This is a genomic window from Vibrio sp. YT-15 (assembly GCF_033337445.1).
GTDB lineage: Bacteria > Pseudomonadota > Gammaproteobacteria > Enterobacterales > Vibrionaceae > Vibrio > Vibrio alginolyticus.
On the sequence record NZ_JAWOQR010000003.1, the window covers coordinates 457,974 to 477,929 of the forward strand.

Sequence of the window (19,956 nt, forward strand, 5' to 3'; positions counted from 1 at the left end):
GCTCTTTAAGAGCTCCTTTTTCGTTGTTAGCTATGACTTTTAGGCTGTCGCGTATATTAGATTCGTGAGGCGTCATAGCCTGAGGCGAGCAGGAGCTCTCGTTCGTGTTTAATCAGCTGAGCTCGATCTTCAATTAGTTCATTGAGTGCTTGAGATGGCTTACCTGCTAATGCTTTGAACGAAGCAAAAGATTCCGCGGTGTCGATTTTATCAATCATCTGACTGATGACATTACGAGCCTCACACGGGTTACTCGTCGTTGTAAAGTATTCTACTTGCTTTGCTGCCAATTTCATCTCAGTTAATAGCTCAAGCGGGCTACTTTCTTTGGCTACTGCCATGTAGTTATCCAGCACGCGCTTTGCGTAAAGCAGTTCTTTGAGGGGGATATCTCTTCCGCTCTCGATTAGGGATTCGCTAAGGATCATACTTGAGCTCATGGGCATTCCTTCTTATTACTACGCCGCTTTTGATGTTTCCTTGAGTCTAATTTATTGAAGTCACATTGGGAATGGGTAAAAAGCATTTTTAACGCATTTTTATTCATTTATGAAAACGCGAATGCGATGCTTATCTGGATCGATAGCCATAAAATTTAACCCATACACTGATGTCGCTGGTGGTTGAACAAACTCAACACCTAGGCCTTTCCAGCGCTTGTAAATGCGCTCTAACGTATGCCTGTTGGGCACTGATAAAGACAACTCGGTACCACCACCTCGAATGCCGCTGTAGGGTGAAAGATTATCTCTTTGCTTGAGTGTCAACGTTAAGCCTTCGGTCATTGGAATAGCGGCAAAGGTTGGAGACAACTGCGTGACTTTGCGTTCGAACAGTTTCGAATAAAAAACTTGGCTTATGTGGATGTCCTCAACGTAGAGAACGAATGAATTGATAGTCAGCATGGTTTGTTCCTTAATCAATTAGAAATAGTAGGGGCAATCTAACGTAAAGGAACGACAGGAGTTGTCAGTAGAACATTCCCGAGGTGAGTGACAGAATAAGAAAAAGGAGCCGTTTAGCTCCTTTTTATCAGCGGAATCATTGGTATTAATGAGTGTGTTTGGAAGAATACCAGTTGTTTTGATACGCTTTAGATGCAAATAATGCGTTTGCTTTTGCACGCTCGATAATAGACTCGTCCACCTCTAGCGGCTTCATGGTTTGGTCTTTAAAGTCGTACGCCAGGGTCGATATCTTTTCACCAGGGGAAAGCACAACGAGATTGTCGCGCGTTAAATAACCAAAGTTTTTGTCGTATTGCATCATTGCGCGTTCATCTTCGCGAGCCAGTGGCTTCGTTAAATCACGACCAATCATCGGTGTTTTAGCATCTACCCCAATCAGAGATAACAGTGTAGGCGGCATGTCTATGTTGTTTGCTATGCGGTCATCTTTACGTGGTTGAATGCCTTTACCAAGGATCAGTGCTGGAATGTGAAAGTGCTTAACCGGAACAAGGTTAGCGCCAGAAACACGTGCATCATGATCTGCAATTACAATGAAAATGGTATCATCCCAATAAGATGACTTTTTCGCCTTTTCAAAGAAAGTGCCCAAAGCGTAATCGGAATATTTAACGGCGTTGTTACGCGTCATATGTTCTGAATCGTATGGCTCAATTTTGCCTTTCGGATACTCATAAGGGCTATGATTACTTGACGTAAAAACTAAGCTAAAGAAAGGTTTGTCGCTTTTTGAAAGGCGTTCAAACTCTTCGTTTGCTTTGTTATATAGATCTTCATCACTAACACCCCAAGAGCCAACAAAGCTTGGGTTGTTATAATCGTCTTCTTCTACTATTTGATCAAAACCGTTACCGAAGAAGAAAGTTTTCATGTTGTCAAAGTTGGCTTCACCGCCGTAAATAAATTGCGTGTGATAGCCTTGAGCTTTCAGTAAGTCCGCGATGGTAAAGAAACCCGTTTGGCTTTTACTCAGCTTCACTACCGCGCGAGACGGAGATGGAGGAAAGCCCGTGGTTACGGCTTCAATTCCACGAACAGAACGAGTACCAGTGGCGTACATTTGTGTGAACTGCCAACCTTCCTTCATGAGTTCGTCAAGGTTTGGTGTTAGAGGCAAACCGCCCAAAGCACCGACAAATTGGGCGCCTAAGCTTTCTTGTAGCAAAATCACTAAGTTTTTATGTTTACCCTGGTAAGTCGCGGGGTTACTGTTCATGGTTGGGAGTAATGAAGGGGTGAAGTCGGACTTTGTTGATGAAGTGCGAACTAATTCCAACATCTTTTGAGTGTCCATTTTTCCGTAGAACTGCTCAGCACTCTTTTCTGACTTCATGCTATTAACCGCAAACAACAATGAGTAAGATGAGTTCAGTGCTAAGTCGTTAAGCAGTGGATCGTTAGAAAAGGCGACCATAGCAGGATTTAGCGGGCGGTGCCCTAAAGATGAGCGAGCACCTGCAACCCCAAAAAGAACAACGAAAAGTGCCAATAGTGGTCGCCATTTCCAGTTGACCTGCTGCGCCTTATCGGTCAGTTTCTTACTCCACTTCCAACCTAAAGTGATGGTTAAAACTGTACCTAACGCACCAATAAACAGTTCTAATTTGTAGCCAGTCCAGAGCATACTCAAGACTTCTTTTGGGTAGATTAAGTATTCCACAAACAGGCGGTTTGGACGTAGGTCGTATTCCTGAATGAATGGCGCTGTTGCTAGCTCCATGTATACAAGCACCCAAAGCCCTAAAACCATCCATATGCGTAATATTCGCTTCCAACACTCTCCCATCTTACCGGTTAATGGCATGAAGGTTGAAAACAGTGCTGGAAGAATAAATAACCAGCAAAGCGTTGCAATATCTACGCGCAAACCTTGACCTAGGATGTAAATTAAGTCGTTTAGAGAGTCAATACGGTCAATCTGCCAAAAAGCTAGCAAAACTCTTGAGATAGACAGAAATAGAAGCGAAAACAAAGAAAAGGCAGCAATTGGCTGCAAAGGCCCCCACACAGAGCTCTTTGATAAGTTTTTCATATTTATTCGAATAGTTTAATTGTTATGTTGTGTTGTTTTTAGCAAAGAAAGCGTGAAATAAACGTGAATTATAATGTGGGTTTATGGTCGAGTAGTGTAAGTGTTGGTATGTCTATGTAAGGGGGAGGGGCGTTTGTGTAAAAAAAGAGCCAGTTGATAACACCAACTGGCTCTAGAGGTTGATAAAGGCATGATTACATTGCGGCTTTCTTCGCTTCTTCGACCCATGCGTCGAACTTTTTCTGGTTCGCTTTGATCCAACCATTTACATGAGACTCGATGTCCGCTGAGCTGTTCTTACCTTGGCTCATCATCATATTCTGAGCACTAACATCATTGATATTTAGTTTGATGATTTCAAATAGCTTCGCAGCAGCAGGGTTTTTTTCCGTAAACTCTTTATTGGCAACGATGCGCATAGAGTTCATCTCGAAGCCGTAGTTCTTACCGTTCTCTAGTGTCGTATCAATGTCCTTACGCTCACCAGGAAGTGAAGAGAATGGCACTTCTAACCACACAACATCTTTCCCTGGAACTAAAACGCCACTTACCCAGTACGGTGTCCAAGTGTAGTAAAGAATCGGATCGCCTTTTTTGTAACGTGAGATCGTATCAGCGATAATCGCCGCGTAGTTACCTTGGTTGTGTGTTACTGTGTCACGAAGTTTGAAAGCATCCAACTGATGCTCAACAACCATTTCACACCCCCAACCTGGGTTACAACCAGTTAAGTCCGCTTTGCCATCGCCGTTTGCATCGAATAGCTTCGCCAATTTTGGATCTTTTAACTGACCAATGTTCGTGATGTTATATTTTTCCGCGGTTTTCTTATCGATCAAATAACCTTGCGCAGCACCACTTACGTATTGGCCTTTACGGAAGAACTTATCATCACCGCCAGACATCGTGTACTTATCGGCGTGAAGAGGGAACCAACCAACCGCTAAGAAAGTAGCATCACCTTTAGCAATAGAGGTGTAGCCTACGTTGTAGTCCACTTCTTTGGTCGGTTTAACATCGTAACCAAGCTCTTCAAGTGCGCGGTTTACGATCAACGTTTGAAATGTTTCTTCTGCAACGGTTGATTGAACAGGCTGAACAGTGACACCTTCACCCGGTAGCTCACTTGCCACACCATAAGTTGAAAATGCGATAGTACTTAGAGCTCCAACAGAGAGCGCTTTCTTCCATGAATTATTCATTGATGTTTCTCCTAAGTTTTAGATCGTCTTGGTTCGTCTTTGTTTTCAGTTTTAATAGGTATGAAACAGGACCTGTGTGATACCAGCGAAGTTTAGTGTTGCCCGCATTAACCCCTAACACCTGGGTGATACGGTCTAACAAAATCGCAAGAATAACGATGCCTAAGCCACCAACGGCAGCAAGACCCATATCAAGTCGGCCAATACCACGAAGTACCATTTGGCCTAAGCCGCCAACAGCAATCATTGAAGCAATCACTACCATAGAAAGTGACAGCATTAAGGTTTGGTTTACACCTGCCATGATAGTTGGTAACGCCAACGGTAACTGGATGCGATAAAGCATCTGTTTTTTGTTTGCCCCGAAAGAGTGGCCAGCTTCGATAAGCTCTTCAGGTACTTGCTGAATACCCAAAATAGTCAGGCGCACAACGGGAGGCAGGGCGAAAATGATCGTTACTACTACGCCAGGAACGTTACCAATACCAAACAACATAACAATTGGCACAAGGTAAACGAACGCGGGAGTCGTTTGCATTGCATCTAATATTGGCCTAACAAATTTGGCAGCGGTTTGGCTCCTTGCCAACCATATCCCCATTGGTAGCCCTATAAGCAAACAGAAGAAAACGGCGGTTAACACCAGTGCTAGCGTTGTCATCGCTTGTGACCACGCACCAATTAGGCCGATGAAAACAAGGGATACAAGAGTAGAAAAACCAAGTTTTACATTGGAAAACTGCCACGCTAGCAAAAATAAAATGAGTACCATTATAGGCGCAGGTGTAGACACCAAAGCAGTTTCAAACGACGTTAGAATAAAGTCGATTGGAACTCGTATTGCTTGGAAAACAGGTCGACCATGTTCCACCAGCCAGTTCAAACCGGACTCTACCCAGCTATCGAGGGGTAAAACCGCATCTTGGAATGGGTTCATAATATCGAATGGTGCTTGCTCTAAAGTTTCTGAGTTGAGCCAATCATTACTTGGCGCGGCCTCTGTACCTTGCGACCAAGGATCATCTTGCGCAGGAGCAGTATTTGACCAGGGATCATTGTTAGTTTGCTCTGAAGACATCGTGTTAATCCTTATCTAGTGTTTGTAGAAGACGTGATTTAGTCACGACACCAAAGTAAGTTCCTTGCTCATCTACGACAGGCACGGCATAAGGAACACCAGCAACCAGACCCAAAATGTCATTAATTGACTGATCAGGCTGAAGAGTAACTTCATCCGGTAATTGAGCACTGGCTAACGAACGGTTTTCTTTATGAGCCAAACGTAGTGAATCAAGAGATACGATGCCGGAATATCGGCTAGATTTATCGACGACAATACCGTAATCACGGTCGTGATCCATCAGAATCTGCATCGCAGAGCCTGGACCGTCATTTTCCGATTTCTTAAAAACAGCCGCTGGCTTCTTGCGCGCGATATCTTTTGCTGTCAAGACACTTGCGATGTTTACGCCGCGGAAAAAGGCTTCGACATAATCATTTGCTGGACTGTGTAATATTTCATCAGGTGTACCAACCTGAACAACCTCACCGTTTTGCATGATGGCGATACGGTCGCCAATGCGCATTGCTTCATCCAAATCATGAGAAATGAAGACAATTGTGCGTTTGTCATCGTTCTGTAGACGAATAAGCTCATCTTGCATCTCAGAACGGATCAATGGGTCTAAAGCGGAAAACGCCTCGTCCATTAATAGGATGTCTGGATCACAAGCTAACGCTCTCGCTAAACCAACGCGCTGTTTCATACCACCGGATAATTCGTCAGGGAAAGATTCTGCATAAGGGTCTAAACCCACTCTTTCTAAGGCGGAAAGGGCACTTTTCTGACGCTCATTAACGTCGATGCCGGCAAGTTCTAAACCAAAGGCGGCATTTTCAATCACCGTCATGTGTGGCATGAGTGCGAAACTTTGAAACACCATTGAGATATTGTTACGACGAACTTCTCGAAGTTCATTTTCGGAGATGTGGGCGATATCTCTTCCTTTGAGATAAACACTGCCTTTAGTCGGCTCAATGAGCCGGTTAAGAAGTCGAACAAGGGTGGATTTCCCGGAGCCAGAAAGGCCCATGATTACGAAAATTTCCCCTTCATTTATGGTGAGAGATACATCGTTTACGCCGACTGTTAAACCTGTCTGTTCAAAAATACCGTCTTTATCGACGCCTTTGTCGATAAGCGAGAAGGCTCTCTCTGGGTCTTCTCCAAACACTTTATACAGTCCCTTAACTTCCAGTATGGGATCCATGTTATCTGTCCTTTTCGTGTGTTTATAACTGTTTAACGATTTGTACTCTAATTAATTTTAGTTCAACTTTCAACGAAAGGGGGTTGGTTAACTAGTTCTGCCGTGCATAGAGAATTCGTTGAGCAAGGTATGTTCAATTCTTATTTTTTATATTTAAAACAATTGCTTGAGATGTGTTTTTATTCGACATAACGTTGCCCTGACGTAGGGTTGAATTTATTTTGAATTTTTTTGTACATTTCAACTCAACTCGCTTGCATAGATATAAGCTGTGATAGCTTAGAACTCTACATATAAAAAGGTTAGAGCTCTAATTTTTGGTTAAGGCTTGGTCCTGTGAAATCGGTTAGGTACTGTTATCCTTAGATTTATTTATTGCTTGATTTCACTCAGGGTGATATTTATCGCTGTAGTTTAGGCAACGTATGGAATAAAAAATGGAAGCCGAACAGTTAGAAGTGCTCAATTTCATTAGCCAGTACCCACCTTTTGATGACCTACCTGAAGAGCAGCTTAGAAAAATTGCTCTCAATGCCGAGGTTGCATACTTTCGGCAAGGAACAAAAATCCTTAACTTCGGAGATACGATCCGCGACTTGTATATGGTGAGAAGTGGGGCGGTAGAGATTTATCGACGTAAAGGTGAACTCTATAACAGGATTGATGCTGGTGGACTGTTTGGTCAGATGGGGTTGTTGATGAACAACCGCGTACGGATGCCAGCCAAAGCGATAGAAGACACTCTCGTTTACTGTATTCCGGAAAACATCTTCAATGAACTTTGTGATGAGTTTGAAAACTTTGCGGACTACATGGAACTGGAAGATAGCGCGCGTTTGCGAAGCGCAATATCTAGCCGCTCCGAAAGCAATGACTTTACCACCGCTAAGGCACGTAAAATCTTAGCAAGAGATCCAGTAACTCTGGAGGCAACGGCTTCAATTCAGGAAGCTGCGATACTAATGGCAGAGGAAAATGTCACCTCTCTGCTCATTATTCGCCCGACAGAGGAGCTCACAGAAGAAGATGACGAACAGCTGCTTGGAATATTGACTGATCGCGATCTTTGCATTCGCGTACTAGCTCAGGGTATTGATACCAATATTCCAGTGAGTGAGGTCATGAGTTATGACGTGGTTTCATTGGATTATAACGCCTATGTGTTTGAGGCCATGTTAACCATGTTGCGTTACAACGTGCATCATTTACCAATTTTAAAAGATAAAAAGCCGATAGGAATTATTGGCATGACGGACATCGTTCGTTATGAATCTCAGAACAGCCTATTGCTAGTGAGCTCTATTTTTCAGCAAACCAGTGTCGAGGATCTCAAGCAGGTTTCTGAACAAGTAAAAGACTGTTTCGTAAGAATGGTCAATGAAGATGCCAACGCGCACATGATTGGTCGAGCCATGTCGGTTATAGGCAGTAGTTTCAAACAACGCCTCGCTGAATTAGCTGAGCAAGAGTTCGGCCCAGCGCCCATTCCTTATTGTTTAGTCGCAATGGGTTCAATGGCGAGGGATGAGCAGCTAATTGTAACGGATCAAGATAACGCGCTTATTCTCGATAACAGTTATGACGTTGAGATTCACGGAGAGTACTTTGAAAAGTTTGCTAAATTTGTTTGTGATGGTTTAGCGGCATGCGGCTATGCTTATTGTACTGGAGACATTATGGCTACCAACCCAGAATGGCGAAAAACTCGTGCAGAATGGGAAGAATGCTTTGGAAACTGGATAGACAATCCAACCCCTGAGAGATTGTTAAATAGTAATATCTTTTTTGATCTCCTCGGTGTGCATGGGCGAGTGAAATGGGCGGAGCAATTAAGCAGCTTTATTGTGAGACGAGCGAAAAGAAATAACCGCTTTCTTGCTTGTATGGCGTATAACGCAATACGTAGGACGCCTCCACTGGGCTTTTTCAAAGACTTTGTGATGGAGAAAGATGGTCGTCATCGCAACTCGATTAACTTGAAGCGAAGGGGGACGGCTCCGTTGGCCGATTTAATACGGGTGCATTCTCTGGCAATCGGTTCCCGATCGCAAAACTCTTTCGACCGTTTAGATGACATTAATGATGCTGGCATTTTACCGAAAGGTCGAGGTTTGGATTTAAGGGATGCGATGGAGCTAATCTACATGGTTCGAATTCGTCACCAAGCCCTTGATATAGAAAATGGAGAAGAGCCAGACAACAATATTGAGCCGGAGAACATGTCTGAATTTGAACGTCGAAACTTAAAAGCAGCATTTCAAATTCTAAGTAACGCTCAGAACTTCATTAAGTTTCGATACCAGAGAAGTAGCAAATAATGTGGTTCTCAAAAAATGTAGAAAAAGAACAACCGTTGTTGGATACATCCCAGACGCCAGAGTGGTCAATGTTGTTCAAACAACTCGCTAAAGAAGCGAAAGACGAGAGGCTCAAACGCTATTATTCGACACCGATGGTTAATGGGGAAACACCAATTGAACAAGTGCCATTTGTCTCGGTAGACTTTGAGACAACAGGATTGAACTCGGAAGAGGATGTTATTCTCACGATCGGACTTGTGCCGTTTACTATTGATCGTGTTCAATGTAATGGCTCTGCTCATTGGGTCGTTAACCCAAACAGAGAGTTAAACCACGAGTCTGTCATTATTCACGGTATCACTGACTCAGAGGTAAAAAACGCGCCGCAGCTGTCTCAGATCTTGGGTGAAATATTGGATGCGTTGTCAGGCAAAGTGGTACTTGTTCACTATAAGAACATTGAAAGGCAGTTCTTTAATAACGCCTTGCTAAATAGCATCGGAGAGGGGATACAGTTTCCTGTCGTTGATACGTTAGATATTGAGTATGCGATACAACGCCGTGAATGCAGAGGTTTTATCAATAAGTTGAAAGGCAAGAAACCCGGTTCTGTACGATTAGGGCACGCTCGTGAAAGATATGGCCTCCCTGCTTATCAACCTCACCATGCCCTGACGGATGCGTTAGCAACTGCGGAGCTGTTTCAAGCACAACTGCAGTATCACTTTAATCGAAACATGCCAATATCTTCGGTTTGGCAATAGGCGTTATTTATGGTGAAAACAATAAAATGCAATGAGAGATAGGGGGCTTTAAGATTATGATGGCGGATTGAGTAACCGCTTATAAGAACAATGTTTTATGAACATGTGCTTGGTAGTGATGAAGACGTTTCATTACTCGAACTCCGACGAAAGTAATTTAAACTTGGTCACGTATTTTTAAGGAGATTATCCGTGAGCACCGATAATAACGGTGGCATTCAACGCCCCGATGGAAAAGTAAACGCAATAGATACTGACTATCAAATTGGTCAGGATAACGTTGCGCTAAAGGTAGGCCCATTTGGCCTTGATATTCACAACCGTGTTTTTGCAATTTCTGGCTTAGCAATCGTCATGTTTGTTGTGATAACACTATTATTCCGAGAACAGGTAGAGCCGTTTTTTGCAGACCTACGAGCGGGTTTGTTGCACAATTTAGACTGGTTTTTTCTCGCTTCAGGTAATATTTTTGTCATTGTCTGTGTCGGATTGATCTTCACACCATTGGGCCGTGTGCGAATCGGTGGTACTGAAGCAACACCGGATTACTCCTATGCCGGATGGTTGGCAATGCTATTTGCTGCAGGTATGGGCATTGGTCTCGTGTTCTTCGGTGTATCAGAACCGATGTCCCATTTTAGTTCTGCGATTGGTGGCGTGAGCGTTGAGAATGGTGTACGTACTGACTGGGCACCGCTAGGTGGTGCAGAGGGCGATGCAACTGCAGCTTCGGCATTAGGGATGGCTGCGACGATTTACCACTGGGCACTTCATCCGTGGTCAATATACGCGCTCTTGGCTCTTGGGCTGGCTATCTTTTCATTTAACAAAGGTTTGCCACTCACCATGCGCTCAATTTTTTACCCTTTGTTTGGTGAGCGTGTATGGGGTTGGACTGGTCATATTATCGATATTCTTGCAGTGGTAGCGACGGTTTTTGGTTTAGCAACATCGCTAGGCTACGGTGCATCTCAAGCCGCAACGGGTTTGAACTTCCTGTTTGATGTCCCAATGACCAATACGACGCAGGTTATATTGATTATTGGTATTACTGCGCTCGCTTTAATCTCTGTTGTGGCTGGACTCGATAAGGGCGTGAAGATCTTATCTGAAATCAATATGGGTCTTGCAGCACTGCTATTGCTATTTGTTATTGTTGTTGGCCCGACGATTGCGATTTTAACTGGTTTCTTCGAGAACATCGTTTCCTATGTGGCTAATATCCCTGCCTTATCTATGCCATTTGGACGAGAGGATGTGAATTACTCTCAAGGCTGGACGGCGTTTTACTGGGCGTGGTGGATTTCTTGGTCACCATTTGTGGGTATGTTCATCGCACGTGTGTCTCGCGGTCGTTCGGTTCGTGAGTTTATTATTTGCGTTATTCTTATCCCATCTTCAGTTTGTGTGTTATGGATGACGGCTTTTGGCGGTAACGCAATTAGCCAATACGTTAATGATGGCTATGAGGCGGTGTTTAACGCAGAACTGCCTTTAAAACTTTTTGCCATGTTAGATGTTATGCCATTGGCTGAGATAACATCTTTTGTCGGCATTATCTTAGTCGTGGTGTTCTTCATTACCTCTTCTGACTCAGGATCACTGGTTATTGATACTATTGCTGCGGGCGGTAAGGTCGATGCACCAACGCCACAACGCGTGTTCTGGTGTACGTTTGAAGGTTTGGTTGCGATTGCATTGATGTTGGGTGGTGGTCTAGCTGCTGCTCAAGCAATGGCGGTGACGACTGGTTTACCATTTACTATTGTTTTGCTTGTTGCAACGGTATCTTTGATAAAAGGTTTGATGGATGAACCTCGTCCAAAGGCGGTTTCTAAGAAATCAAAATAACTAGTATCAGCAGTTAAATTATTGATAAAAGCGGTATGCGAAAGCATGCCGCTTTTTTTTGGATTTCTATTTTTCTCTGAGAAATGAACAGCATGGAAAATGGTCTTATTCTGGTTGTTTTTTGTACTGTGCATTTAGGTGACTATTTAATAAATTAGACCTCGAACTATTTTAACTTTTGGTTAATAGGTTTATTTTTGTGATCTATATCACAAAAATACCGATAAAAAGGCGGATTATTTGATTTTTAGTCGCGAGGGATGCCCATAATAAAAAGGAAATTTAATTAGACCTCAAAGGATATGTATTTTCACATGATCACATCAGCACCTTGGGTCCTTTATCCAGAGATTGGAGAAGACTCAAGTAAAAAATGGATTTTTCGTGAGCCTAAAATCTCTGATGGTGACGACATTTACAGCTTGATTGCAGACTGTCCTCCATTGGACATGAACTCATCTTATTGCAATTTCCTACAGTCTACGCATTTCAGCAAAACCAGTATTTTGGTTGAGCAAAAAGGCGAAATCGCAGGTTTCATTTCCGGTTATCAGAAACCAGACGAGCAAGACGTTTTATTTGTCTGGCAAGTTGCAGTCTCACCTCGCTTTAGAGGTCATGGTTTAGCATTCCGCATGTTGAAAGAACTTCTCACCCGAGAGGAATTAGGCGGTGTTAAATCGGTAGAAACTACCATCACGGAAGATAATAAAGCCTCTTGGGCACTGTTCAAAAAGTTAGATGCGATTAACGGCAATTCTGGCCAAGTAAGCACATTTTTGGATGAAGAAGCCCACTTTAAAGGCAAACACGATACAGAATATTTGTATCGCATTCCTCTCAAATAATCCTCAAACAATAGGAATTAAAAACGGTCTCATCATGGATATTTTCAAAAAGCAGGAATCCAACGTACGCTCATATTCAAACAATTTCCCGGTCGTTTTTCGTAAAGCGAAAGGCTGCTGGCTAGAAACAGAACAAGGTGAACGATACTTAGACTTCCTTGCTGGAGCGGGATCTCTAAATTACGGCCATAACAATCCAGTACTAAAACAAGCGTTGCTTGAGTACATTGAAATGGACGGTATTACTCACGGTTTGGATATGCACTCAGAAGCGAAAGCATCGTTTCTGGAAGCGTTGGATACTTACATCCTTAAACCAAGAAACTTGGATTACAAGGTTCAGTTTACGGGCCCAACAGGTACTAACGCTGTTGAGGCGGCATTGAAGCTGGCTAAAAAAGTAAAAGGCCGCGACAGCGTCGTTGCGTTTACTAACGGCTTCCATGGTTGTACTGCTGGCGCACTGGCTGCAACGGGTAACCAGCATCACAGACAAGGTAATGGTTCTAGTCTAAGTAACGTCACTCGTATTCCATTTGAAGGTTACGCTGGCGTAGATGGTCTCGCGCTGTTCGAAACCATGCTAAATGATAACTCTGCAGGTATGGATAAACCAGCCGCTGTACTTCTTGAAACTGTGCAGGGTGAAGGTGGTTTAAATGCTGCTTCAAACGAGTGGTTACAACGTTTGAGCAAAATCTGTAAAGCCAATGACATTCTTGTGATTGTCGATGACATTCAAGCAGGTTGTGGACGTACCGGTACTTTCTTTAGTTTCGAGCCGTCTGGTATCCAACCGGATATCGTGACGCTATCGAAGTCGATCGGTGGTTACGGTTTGCCGATGGCTGTCGTATTACTTAAGCCTGAGCTTGACCAGTGGAAGCCAGGCGAGCATAACGGTACGTTCCGTGGCAATAATCACGCCTTTATTACTGCTGCAAAAGCACTAGAAATTTACTGGGCAAACGATGATTTTGAAACACACATCAAGCAGTGTTCAGACAAGGTAAGTGCTGTTATTGACCGTTGTGTTCGTCGCTTTCCACAAATGTTTGTGCAGAAAAAAGGCCGCGGCATGATGGTTGGTATTGAATGTATCAATGGTGACATGGCATCTGAAATTGCGAAAAACTGTTTCGAGAATGGAATGGTGATAGAGACAGCGGGTCCAGACGATGAAGTTGTGAAGTTCTTCTGCCCACTAACCATTAGCGAATCAGAGCTAGATCAAGGACTAAGCATCTTTGAAAATGCAGTAGAGACTATCGCTGCGAAACATTTCAAACAAGCATCTTAATAAGGATTTTAATTATGATCGTCAGAACTCTAGATGAATGCCGCAACAGCGAACGACGTGTTGTTTCAGATAACTGGGAAAGTGTCCGCATGTTGTTGAAAGACGACAACATGGGTTTCTCTTTCCACATCACAACGATTTATGAAGATACAGAAACTCATATTCACTATCAAAACCACCTTGAATCGGTGTTTTGTATGAGTGGTGAAGGTGAGATTGAAGTTGTAGGTGGAGAAACGTACCCAATCAAACCAGGTACATTATACATCCTTGACAAACACGATGAGCACTACTTGAGAGCTTATAAGAATAAAGAAATGGTAATGGCGTGTGTGTTCAACCCACCGATTACCGGCGCTGAAGTGCACGATGAAAACGGTGTTTATCCTCTCGTTGACTAAAAGATGATGGTGGGGTGCTTTGCCACCCCACACTTTACTATCTCTTCTTTTTTCTTTTTAAAGTTACCAATCAAAAAAGGCTTATCATGACATTTACCGTAGAAAAAATCGGCGGTACATCAATGACAGCATTTGATGCTGTTCTCGACAATATTATTCTTCGTCCCAAAACACCATACAATCGTATTTTTGTCGTATCTGCATACGGTGGTATGACCGATGCGCTGCTCGAGTGTAAAAAAACCAATAAACCAGGCGTTTATCAGCTTATCGCGAAACGTGACGACAAATGGGAAGAAGCGTTAGCGTACGTTGAAAGCCGTATGCTGCTGACCAATGAAAATATTTTTGCTGACCCAATGAATCGTATCCGTGCGGATAAATTCATTCGCTCCCGCATTGCTGAAGCGAAAAACTGTATCGCGAATATTTTAGAAACCTGTCAGTACGGTCAATTTTCGTTGCGCCAGTACTTGCCTCAAATTCGAGAGTTTCTCTCGTCTATCGGTGAGGCACATAGTGCTTACAACACAGCACTAAAACTAAAAAATATGGGTATTAACGCTAAGTTCGTTGACCTGTCTGGTTGGGATAATCAAGCGCCAAGAAGCCTTGATGAGTCGATCAGTGACGCGTTTGCTGATATCGATGTATCAAAAGAACTGCCAATCGTGACAGGTTATGCTTACTGTAAAGAGGGCCTAATGCACACTTATGACCGAGGTTATAGTGAGATGACATTTAGCCGAATTGCAGCAATAACAAAAGCGGATTTAGCAGTAATTCACAAAGAGTACCACTTGAGCTCAGCAGATCCACGCGTTGTTGGCCCTGAAAAAGTATTACCAATTGGTAGTACAAACTATGACGTAGCAGACCAACTTGCCAACCTTGGCATGGAAGCGATTCACCCCAATGCCGCTGCGGGTTTACGTGAAAGTGGTATTGAGCTACAGATTAAAAATACATTCGAACCTGAACACGAAGGTACTTTGATCTCTTCAAGCTACCGCCCAGAAGAAGACAAAGTCGAGATCATCGCAGGTAAAGAAAAAGTATTTGCACTGCATTTGTTTGACCAAGCAATGGTGGGAAAAGCCGATAACGTTAGTTACGAATTGATGGAAATCATCTCAGATGCTCGTGTAAGTTTGGTTGGTAAAGAGATGAACGCTAACTCTATTACTTACTATCTAGGTGGCAGTTCTGATAGCTTAAACAAAGTATTGTATAAAGCCGAGAAACGTTATCCGAATGCCTCGATTAAAGGCCGTATGGTCGCGCTTATCTCAGCCATTGGTTCTCAAATTGATACCAACAAGACGTTGGCAAAAGGTGTACTTGCATTGATGAATAATGGCGTTACGCCAGTTGCACTGCACTCATCGTTGAGAAATGTAAATGTTCAATTTGTTGTCGGTGATAAGGAATACCAGCACGCGATTTGCGCATTGCATGATGAGTTTTTCCAAAGTAGCAGTTTAGCTAAATCGGTTAATGTGGCTTAGTTTATCCACGGTTAAAATACAAAGGAGAGCAGGTTAGCTCTCCTTTTTTGTTTTTCAGTTTGTACTCACAATGCCCACTTTGTATAGGCTAAACAGGCGATTGAAGTAAGTTCCTATGTGGCGATACACATAAGCCAGCAGAATGGTCTGCTGGCTTATGTTACTGATTAACTTACGTTAACTTAGTTTACTTAAACTTGCTGATTTCTTGTTCAACTTTGTCTAGTTGTTGCAGCTTCTCTTGCATTTTTAGAGAGTTGTAGTTTAGTGAAGCAGGGTTCATCGCTGTGCCACGTTGCATTGGGTATTCTGGAAGTGTTTTAAAGAACTCCCCCACAACGTCTTGTACAGGTACAAATAGCCACATGTTGTCAGCCATCCAACGCAAGTACATTTGTGATTCGCTTGGGCCTTTTTCGAATGGGTCAGCGCGTAGGTGGATGATTTTAGGCCAGTTCGGAGCAAAACGAACTGCGTTACTTAGGTTCCCTTCAAGCGTTGCAAAGTGAAGTTTCCAGTCATTCCAGCGGACAGCGTTTAATTCACCATTAGACGTAAAGTAAAGCAGCGACTCACGAGGGCCTTTTTCTTCCTTACCTTCAAAGTATGGCATGAAGTTATAACCATCTAAATGTACACGCCACTCTTTGCCATTTGCTTTGTAGCCTTCTGCCAGTTTTTCTTTTACATCAGGTACGCCAGCAGCTGCCAATAATGTAGGCAACCAGTCTTGGTGTGCCATCATTTCATTGATCTTGGTTCCTGGCTTAATTACGCCTGGCCAACGAACCAGTTGAGGAACACGCATACCGCCTTCCCAAGTTGTACCTTTTTCACCATGGAATGGTGTTGCGCCACCATCTGGCCAAGTCATGGTTTCTGCGCCGTTGTCCGTTGAGTAGATAACGATAGTGTTGTCTGCAACACCTAGCTCATCCAGCTTGTCGAGTAAAACACCTACATGATCATCGTGTTCCAGCATACCATCGGCATAAATGCTTACGCCTGATTTACCTTGGTATTTTTCCTGCAAGCGAGTCCAAACGTGCATACGAGTGGCGTTATGCCAAATAAAGAAGGGTTTATCCGCCTTAACTGCTTTTTCCATAAATGCCAAAGAGCTCTCTAGGAACTCTTCATCTGCGTGCTCCATACGTTTTCGTGTCATCGGGCCAGTGTCTTCAATCTTACCGTCGGCATAAGACTTAATGACACCACGAGGGCCATAGTTTTTACGAAACTCTGGGTCTTTAGGGTAGTAATAAGTTTCAGGTTCTTCTTCTGCGTTTAGGTGATATAAGTTACCGAAGAATTCGTCAAAGCCGTGTTTGGTCGGTAAGTGCTTATCTTGGTCACCTAAGTGGTTTTTACCAAATTGACCCGTCATGTAACCTTGTTCTTTTAACAGATCTGCAATGGTTGGCGCCCAATCAGGTATGCCGTGGTCAGAGCCTGGCATACCAATTGTTAACAAACCCGTACGAAATGGCTCTTCACCCGTAATAAAGGCCGCGCGACCAGCAGTACAAGACTGTTGTCCGTAGTGATCTGTGAACAACGCACCTTCATTCGCGATACGGTCGATGTTTGGCGTTTTGTAACTCATCATACCTTGGTTGTATGCGCTGATATTCCAGTAGCCGATATCGTCACCAAAAATTGCCAGAATATTCGGTTTGTCGGCTGCCATAGCAGCACTGGACGCCGCTAACAGTCCTGCGCCCACAGCGATTTTGCTCAATTGATTTGCCATAAAAACTCCAGATTGTTGAGAGTAAAGATAAGCACAAGTGAGCCTTATGCTTAGTTGCTGCATAAGTTAATGATGTATATAGAAAAATCCTCTTATACTCGATATAACCATAAGTTATTGCTAGGTTGTAACCATTTGTTAATTAAGAAGAAATAGGATTGTTCTATTAGTTTGTTGAGATTCGTAAAGTAGATTTAGATCACTTAAGAGCCTTATTTTTATTGCGTAGTAGAAGAGGGGATGGAAATGAAAAGCAATAGGATGCTCGCTTGTTTTACGGTCCTAAAGCAATACTAAAGTCGTTATGTATTGCTTGTAATTATTTGTATAACCAGTGATTTAGTGTCTATATTGATTTAGGTTGTACATTATAAATATAAGGATATCTATGAGTCAGTGGGCAGGCCGGTTTCGCATTTTATTGCTGGTCAACGTTGTTGTCAGTTTTATGGCTTTTTCTCAAGAGTTATTAACAGAGAAACCAAATATTCCTTTAGGCTTAAATCCAGAATATGCTGGCACACAAGCTTGTATAGATTGCCACCAAAACGAGGTGGAGGCCTGGAAAGGGTCACATCACGATATGGCCATGAAGCATGCAAGTACAACCTCTGTGCGTGGTAATTTTGATAACCATGTTGTAACACACAAAGGAATGCCTAATCGTTTTTTTAAAAAAGGCGGCGAATATTGGGTCAACATTCAAGGCTCTGACGGGCAATGGCATGACTATAAGATCAGCTATACATTTGGCTGGGAACCATTACAGCAGTACATGGTCGAGTTTGAAGATGGCCGCGTGCAGCTTATTCCTTTTGCTTGGGACACAAGAGCTAAAGTTGAAGGGGGACAGCGTTGGTTTCATCTTTATCCAGAAACGACAACAACGGATGAATTCTATTGGACCAATACCGGGCAAAATTGGAACTTCATGTGTGCTGATTGCCATTCAACGAACCTAAAGAAGAATTACGACGCTGACAAAAACACTTACAACAGCTCATGGTCAGAGATTAATGTGGGATGCGAAGCATGCCATGGTCCCGCTAGTCAGCACATAGAACTGGCCAAGAAATACAAAAATGCTGGCACTTCTTTTGAGCATGACAGCCATTATGGCTTTGATCGAAACTTGTCTAAAGCAGTGTCGGACTGGGTGTTTGAGGAAGGCCATAGTACGTTACAGCCGAAATCAATTGAAGCAACCAATCAAGTGCAAACATGCGCTCAATGCCATAGTCGCCGAACCCAGTTAAATGAAACAGGTGATCATGTTAAAGGTTCCTTTTTTGATAAATATCGCTTAAGTCTTATAACACCTGAACTCTACTATCATGATGGACAGATTTACGACGAAGATTATGTTTATGGTTCGTTTCTTCAATCTGAAATGGCGGAGAAGGGGGTCACGTGCACTAATTGCCATGATCCACACACGGCAGAATTAACGATCCCAGAAGAGGCAGTATGTTCGCAATGCCATATTGCATCTGAATATACACCTGAAAAGCATACCTTTCATAAGGCTGGATCTGAAGCATCGCAATGTACGACCTGTCACATGCCAGAAACGACTTACATGCAAGTCGATCCTCGTAGAGACCACAGTTGGCATATTCCACGACCGGATTTGAGCAAACATATTGGAACGCCCAATGTTTGCATGTCATGCCATGAAGATAAAAGCAATCAATGGGCCGATGAACAGATAGCAGAATGGTACCCGAATTCGAAGTATCGTAATCAGCAACATTTTGCTGTCGCATTTTATGCGGATTCAATTGGTCATCAAGGAGCAGCAAATGCGTTGGCATACTCTGCTCAGGATTCGTCTTTAAAAGACATTATTCGCGCCTCAGCCCTGGAGAGAATGGGGGGCAACACTGACCAAAATACAACAGTATCTTTGGCTAGGGCCGTTAAGAATGAGAATGAAATGGTTCGATTAGGGGCAATTTCAGGCTCGTCTGGTTATGAATTTCATGATCGGTGGCGGATTCTAGAGCCATTGCTTGGTGACCCGGTGCTTTCAGTGAGAGCGGAAGCTGCCTCGGTGCTGGTAGCGAACTACGCACAAATGACCCCTTTACAAAAAGATATCATTAAATCACCTTTAGAAGAGTACATGGAAATTCAAGAGTTTAATGCCGATCGTGGTTTCGGAAGAACCAATTTGGCGAATGTGTACCGCAGCTTAGGTGAAATCGACAAAGCGGCCGAGCTGTATAAACAAGCGATCAGCATCGAACCCTATTTCGAAAATAGCTACGTTAACTTAGCAGATTTGTATCGTCACCTAGGTAAAGAAGAAGCTGCGCTCACGGTGCTACAACAAGGGATGAAAGCTCAACCTAAATCCAGCACGTTACCATACAGCGCAGGTCTTTCTTTGTTGCGTCAAGGCAAAGCTGATGATGCGAAAAAGCTACTTAGACGCGCCGCAGAAATTGGTGAAACTAATGCTCATTATTGGTACGTGTACGGTCTAGCCCTAGAAAAAAGCGATGTTCTAGAAGCCAGTAAAGCGTTGCAAACAGCATTTGAAGTCGGTGGCAATCCACAGCACTTGTATGCTCAATGCGAGGTTCTAGCGAGAAATCATAAAAAAGGTGCTGTCGCTTTTGCTTTCGATAGGTGCATACAAGAGCTTAGTCACTATGCACCTAAACAAGCTATTGATCAGCTTAAAGCCTCTATTGTCGGGGTCAATAGGAGCTAATTACCAAAAGTGGAGCTTTTATCGCTCCACTTTTTTCTTG

At 43.2% G+C, this 19,956-nt stretch carries 15 protein-coding genes; 8 read left to right on the forward strand and 7 right to left on the reverse strand.

Translation table 11 applies throughout. The annotated features are described in order from the left end of the window. Positions 1-56 precede the first annotated feature (56 nt). The 6 genes from R7D93_RS09080 to proV all read right to left on the reverse strand — a co-directional run bounded on the left by R7D93_RS09080 (position 57) and on the right by proV (position 6,472). The gene (locus tag R7D93_RS09080) at positions 57-440 is read right to left on the reverse strand and encodes a hypothetical protein (protein WP_158173857.1); all 384 of its coding nucleotides are present in this window, start codon (positions 438-440) and stop codon (positions 57-59) included. Between the two features lie 99 nt (positions 441-539). After that, complete coding sequence (locus tag R7D93_RS09085) at positions 540-905, reverse strand: VOC family protein (protein WP_158173858.1); 366 nt, start codon at positions 903-905, stop codon at positions 540-542. 145 nt (positions 906-1,050) lie between these two features. Then, on the reverse strand, positions 1,051-3,000 hold the full coding sequence (locus tag R7D93_RS09090; protein ID WP_206959193.1) for an LTA synthase family protein: 1,950 nt from the start codon (positions 2,998-3,000) through the stop codon (positions 1,051-1,053). A gap of 194 nt (positions 3,001-3,194) precedes the next feature. Further along, positions 3,195-4,202: a glycine betaine/L-proline ABC transporter substrate-binding protein ProX gene (gene proX / locus R7D93_RS09095; RefSeq protein WP_054865582.1), complete on the reverse strand. Its 1,008-nt coding sequence runs from the start codon at positions 4,200-4,202 to the stop codon at positions 3,195-3,197. Continuing rightward, positions 4,195-5,280, reverse strand: coding sequence for a glycine betaine/L-proline ABC transporter permease ProW (gene proW, locus R7D93_RS09100; protein WP_047100665.1), 1,086 nt, complete (start codon positions 5,278-5,280; stop codon positions 4,195-4,197). Before proW ends, proX begins: the two co-directional genes overlap by 8 nt. Before the next feature lie 4 nt (positions 5,281-5,284). Then, positions 5,285-6,472 (reverse strand): glycine betaine/L-proline ABC transporter ATP-binding protein ProV, encoded by a 1,188-nt coding sequence (gene proV / locus R7D93_RS09105; protein ID WP_017633996.1) that lies wholly within the window; start codon positions 6,470-6,472, stop codon positions 5,285-5,287. 437 nt (positions 6,473-6,909) lie between these two features. Between proV and R7D93_RS09110 the strand changes: the two genes are divergently transcribed. The 7 genes from R7D93_RS09110 to R7D93_RS09140 all read left to right on the forward strand — a co-directional run bounded on the left by R7D93_RS09110 (position 6,910) and on the right by R7D93_RS09140 (position 15,444). After that, positions 6,910-8,790 (forward strand): DUF294 nucleotidyltransferase-like domain-containing protein, encoded by a 1,881-nt coding sequence (locus R7D93_RS09110; RefSeq protein WP_005377775.1) that lies wholly within the window; start codon positions 6,910-6,912, stop codon positions 8,788-8,790. Next, positions 8,790-9,536: a 3'-5' exonuclease gene (locus R7D93_RS09115; RefSeq protein ID WP_196363362.1), complete on the forward strand. Its 747-nt coding sequence runs from the start codon at positions 8,790-8,792 to the stop codon at positions 9,534-9,536. The genes R7D93_RS09110 and R7D93_RS09115 overlap by 1 nt, the downstream gene beginning before the upstream one ends. 192 nt (positions 9,537-9,728) lie before the next feature. After that, complete coding sequence (locus R7D93_RS09120; protein ID WP_005377772.1) at positions 9,729-11,387, forward strand: BCCT family transporter; 1,659 nt, start codon at positions 9,729-9,731, stop codon at positions 11,385-11,387. A gap of 314 nt (positions 11,388-11,701) precedes the next feature. Then, complete coding sequence (ectA, locus tag R7D93_RS09125) at positions 11,702-12,235, forward strand: diaminobutyrate acetyltransferase (protein ID WP_047100663.1); 534 nt, start codon at positions 11,702-11,704, stop codon at positions 12,233-12,235. Between the two features lie 34 nt (positions 12,236-12,269). Then, the gene (gene ectB / locus R7D93_RS09130; RefSeq protein WP_017820939.1) at positions 12,270-13,535 is read left to right on the forward strand and encodes a diaminobutyrate--2-oxoglutarate transaminase; all 1,266 of its coding nucleotides are present in this window, start codon (positions 12,270-12,272) and stop codon (positions 13,533-13,535) included. A gap of 14 nt (positions 13,536-13,549) precedes the next feature. Further along, positions 13,550-13,936, forward strand: coding sequence for an ectoine synthase (locus tag R7D93_RS09135; RefSeq protein WP_005377769.1), 387 nt, complete (start codon positions 13,550-13,552; stop codon positions 13,934-13,936). Positions 13,937-14,022: 86 nt separating this feature from the next. After that, positions 14,023-15,444 (forward strand): aspartate kinase, encoded by a 1,422-nt coding sequence (locus R7D93_RS09140; RefSeq protein ID WP_225495601.1) that lies wholly within the window; start codon positions 14,023-14,025, stop codon positions 15,442-15,444. 187 nt (positions 15,445-15,631) lie between these two features. Here the strand turns inward: R7D93_RS09140 and R7D93_RS09145 are convergent, their stop codons facing one another. Next, on the reverse strand, positions 15,632-17,197 hold the full coding sequence (locus R7D93_RS09145; protein ID WP_138939901.1) for an arylsulfatase: 1,566 nt from the start codon (positions 17,195-17,197) through the stop codon (positions 15,632-15,634). Positions 17,198-17,585: 388 nt separating this feature from the next. On the opposite strand from R7D93_RS09145, the gene R7D93_RS09150 reads away from it, so the two are divergent. Continuing rightward, entirely contained in the window at positions 17,586-19,916 is a 2,331-nt protein-coding gene (locus R7D93_RS09150; protein WP_047100659.1) for a tetratricopeptide repeat protein, read from the forward strand. Positions 19,917-19,956: the final 40 nt, after the last annotated feature.

What these genes read in the sequence shown, in the direction of transcription:
- R7D93_RS09110 (WP_005377775.1), top strand. Translation starts at nt 6,910, where the DNA reads ATGGAAGCCGAACAGTTAGAAGTGCTCAATTTCATTAGCCAGTACCCA.
- proX (WP_054865582.1), bottom strand. Translation starts at nt 4,202, where the DNA reads ATGAATAATTCATGGAAGAAAGCGCTCTCTGTTGGAGCTCTAAGTACT.
- ectA (WP_047100663.1), top strand. Translation starts at nt 11,702, where the DNA reads ATGATCACATCAGCACCTTGGGTCCTTTATCCAGAGATTGGAGAAGAC.
- proW (WP_047100665.1), bottom strand. Translation starts at nt 5,280, where the DNA reads ATGTCTTCAGAGCAAACTAACAATGATCCCTGGTCAAATACTGCTCCT.
- R7D93_RS09145 (WP_138939901.1), bottom strand. Translation starts at nt 17,197, where the DNA reads ATGGCAAATCAATTGAGCAAAATCGCTGTGGGCGCAGGACTGTTAGCG.
- R7D93_RS09085 (WP_158173858.1), bottom strand. Translation starts at nt 905, where the DNA reads ATGCTGACTATCAATTCATTCGTTCTCTACGTTGAGGACATCCACATA.
- R7D93_RS09090 (WP_206959193.1), bottom strand. Translation starts at nt 3,000, where the DNA reads ATGAAAAACTTATCAAAGAGCTCTGTGTGGGGGCCTTTGCAGCCAATT.
- R7D93_RS09080 (WP_158173857.1), bottom strand. Translation starts at nt 440, where the DNA reads ATGAGCTCAAGTATGATCCTTAGCGAATCCCTAATCGAGAGCGGAAGA.
- proV (WP_017633996.1), bottom strand. Translation starts at nt 6,472, where the DNA reads ATGGATCCCATACTGGAAGTTAAGGGACTGTATAAAGTGTTTGGAGAA.
- R7D93_RS09140 (WP_225495601.1), top strand. Translation starts at nt 14,023, where the DNA reads ATGACATTTACCGTAGAAAAAATCGGCGGTACATCAATGACAGCATTT.
- R7D93_RS09135 (WP_005377769.1), top strand. Translation starts at nt 13,550, where the DNA reads ATGATCGTCAGAACTCTAGATGAATGCCGCAACAGCGAACGACGTGTT.
- R7D93_RS09115 (WP_196363362.1), top strand. Translation starts at nt 8,790, where the DNA reads ATGTGGTTCTCAAAAAATGTAGAAAAAGAACAACCGTTGTTGGATACA.
- R7D93_RS09150 (WP_047100659.1), top strand. Translation starts at nt 17,586, where the DNA reads ATGAGTCAGTGGGCAGGCCGGTTTCGCATTTTATTGCTGGTCAACGTT.
- ectB (WP_017820939.1), top strand. Translation starts at nt 12,270, where the DNA reads ATGGATATTTTCAAAAAGCAGGAATCCAACGTACGCTCATATTCAAAC.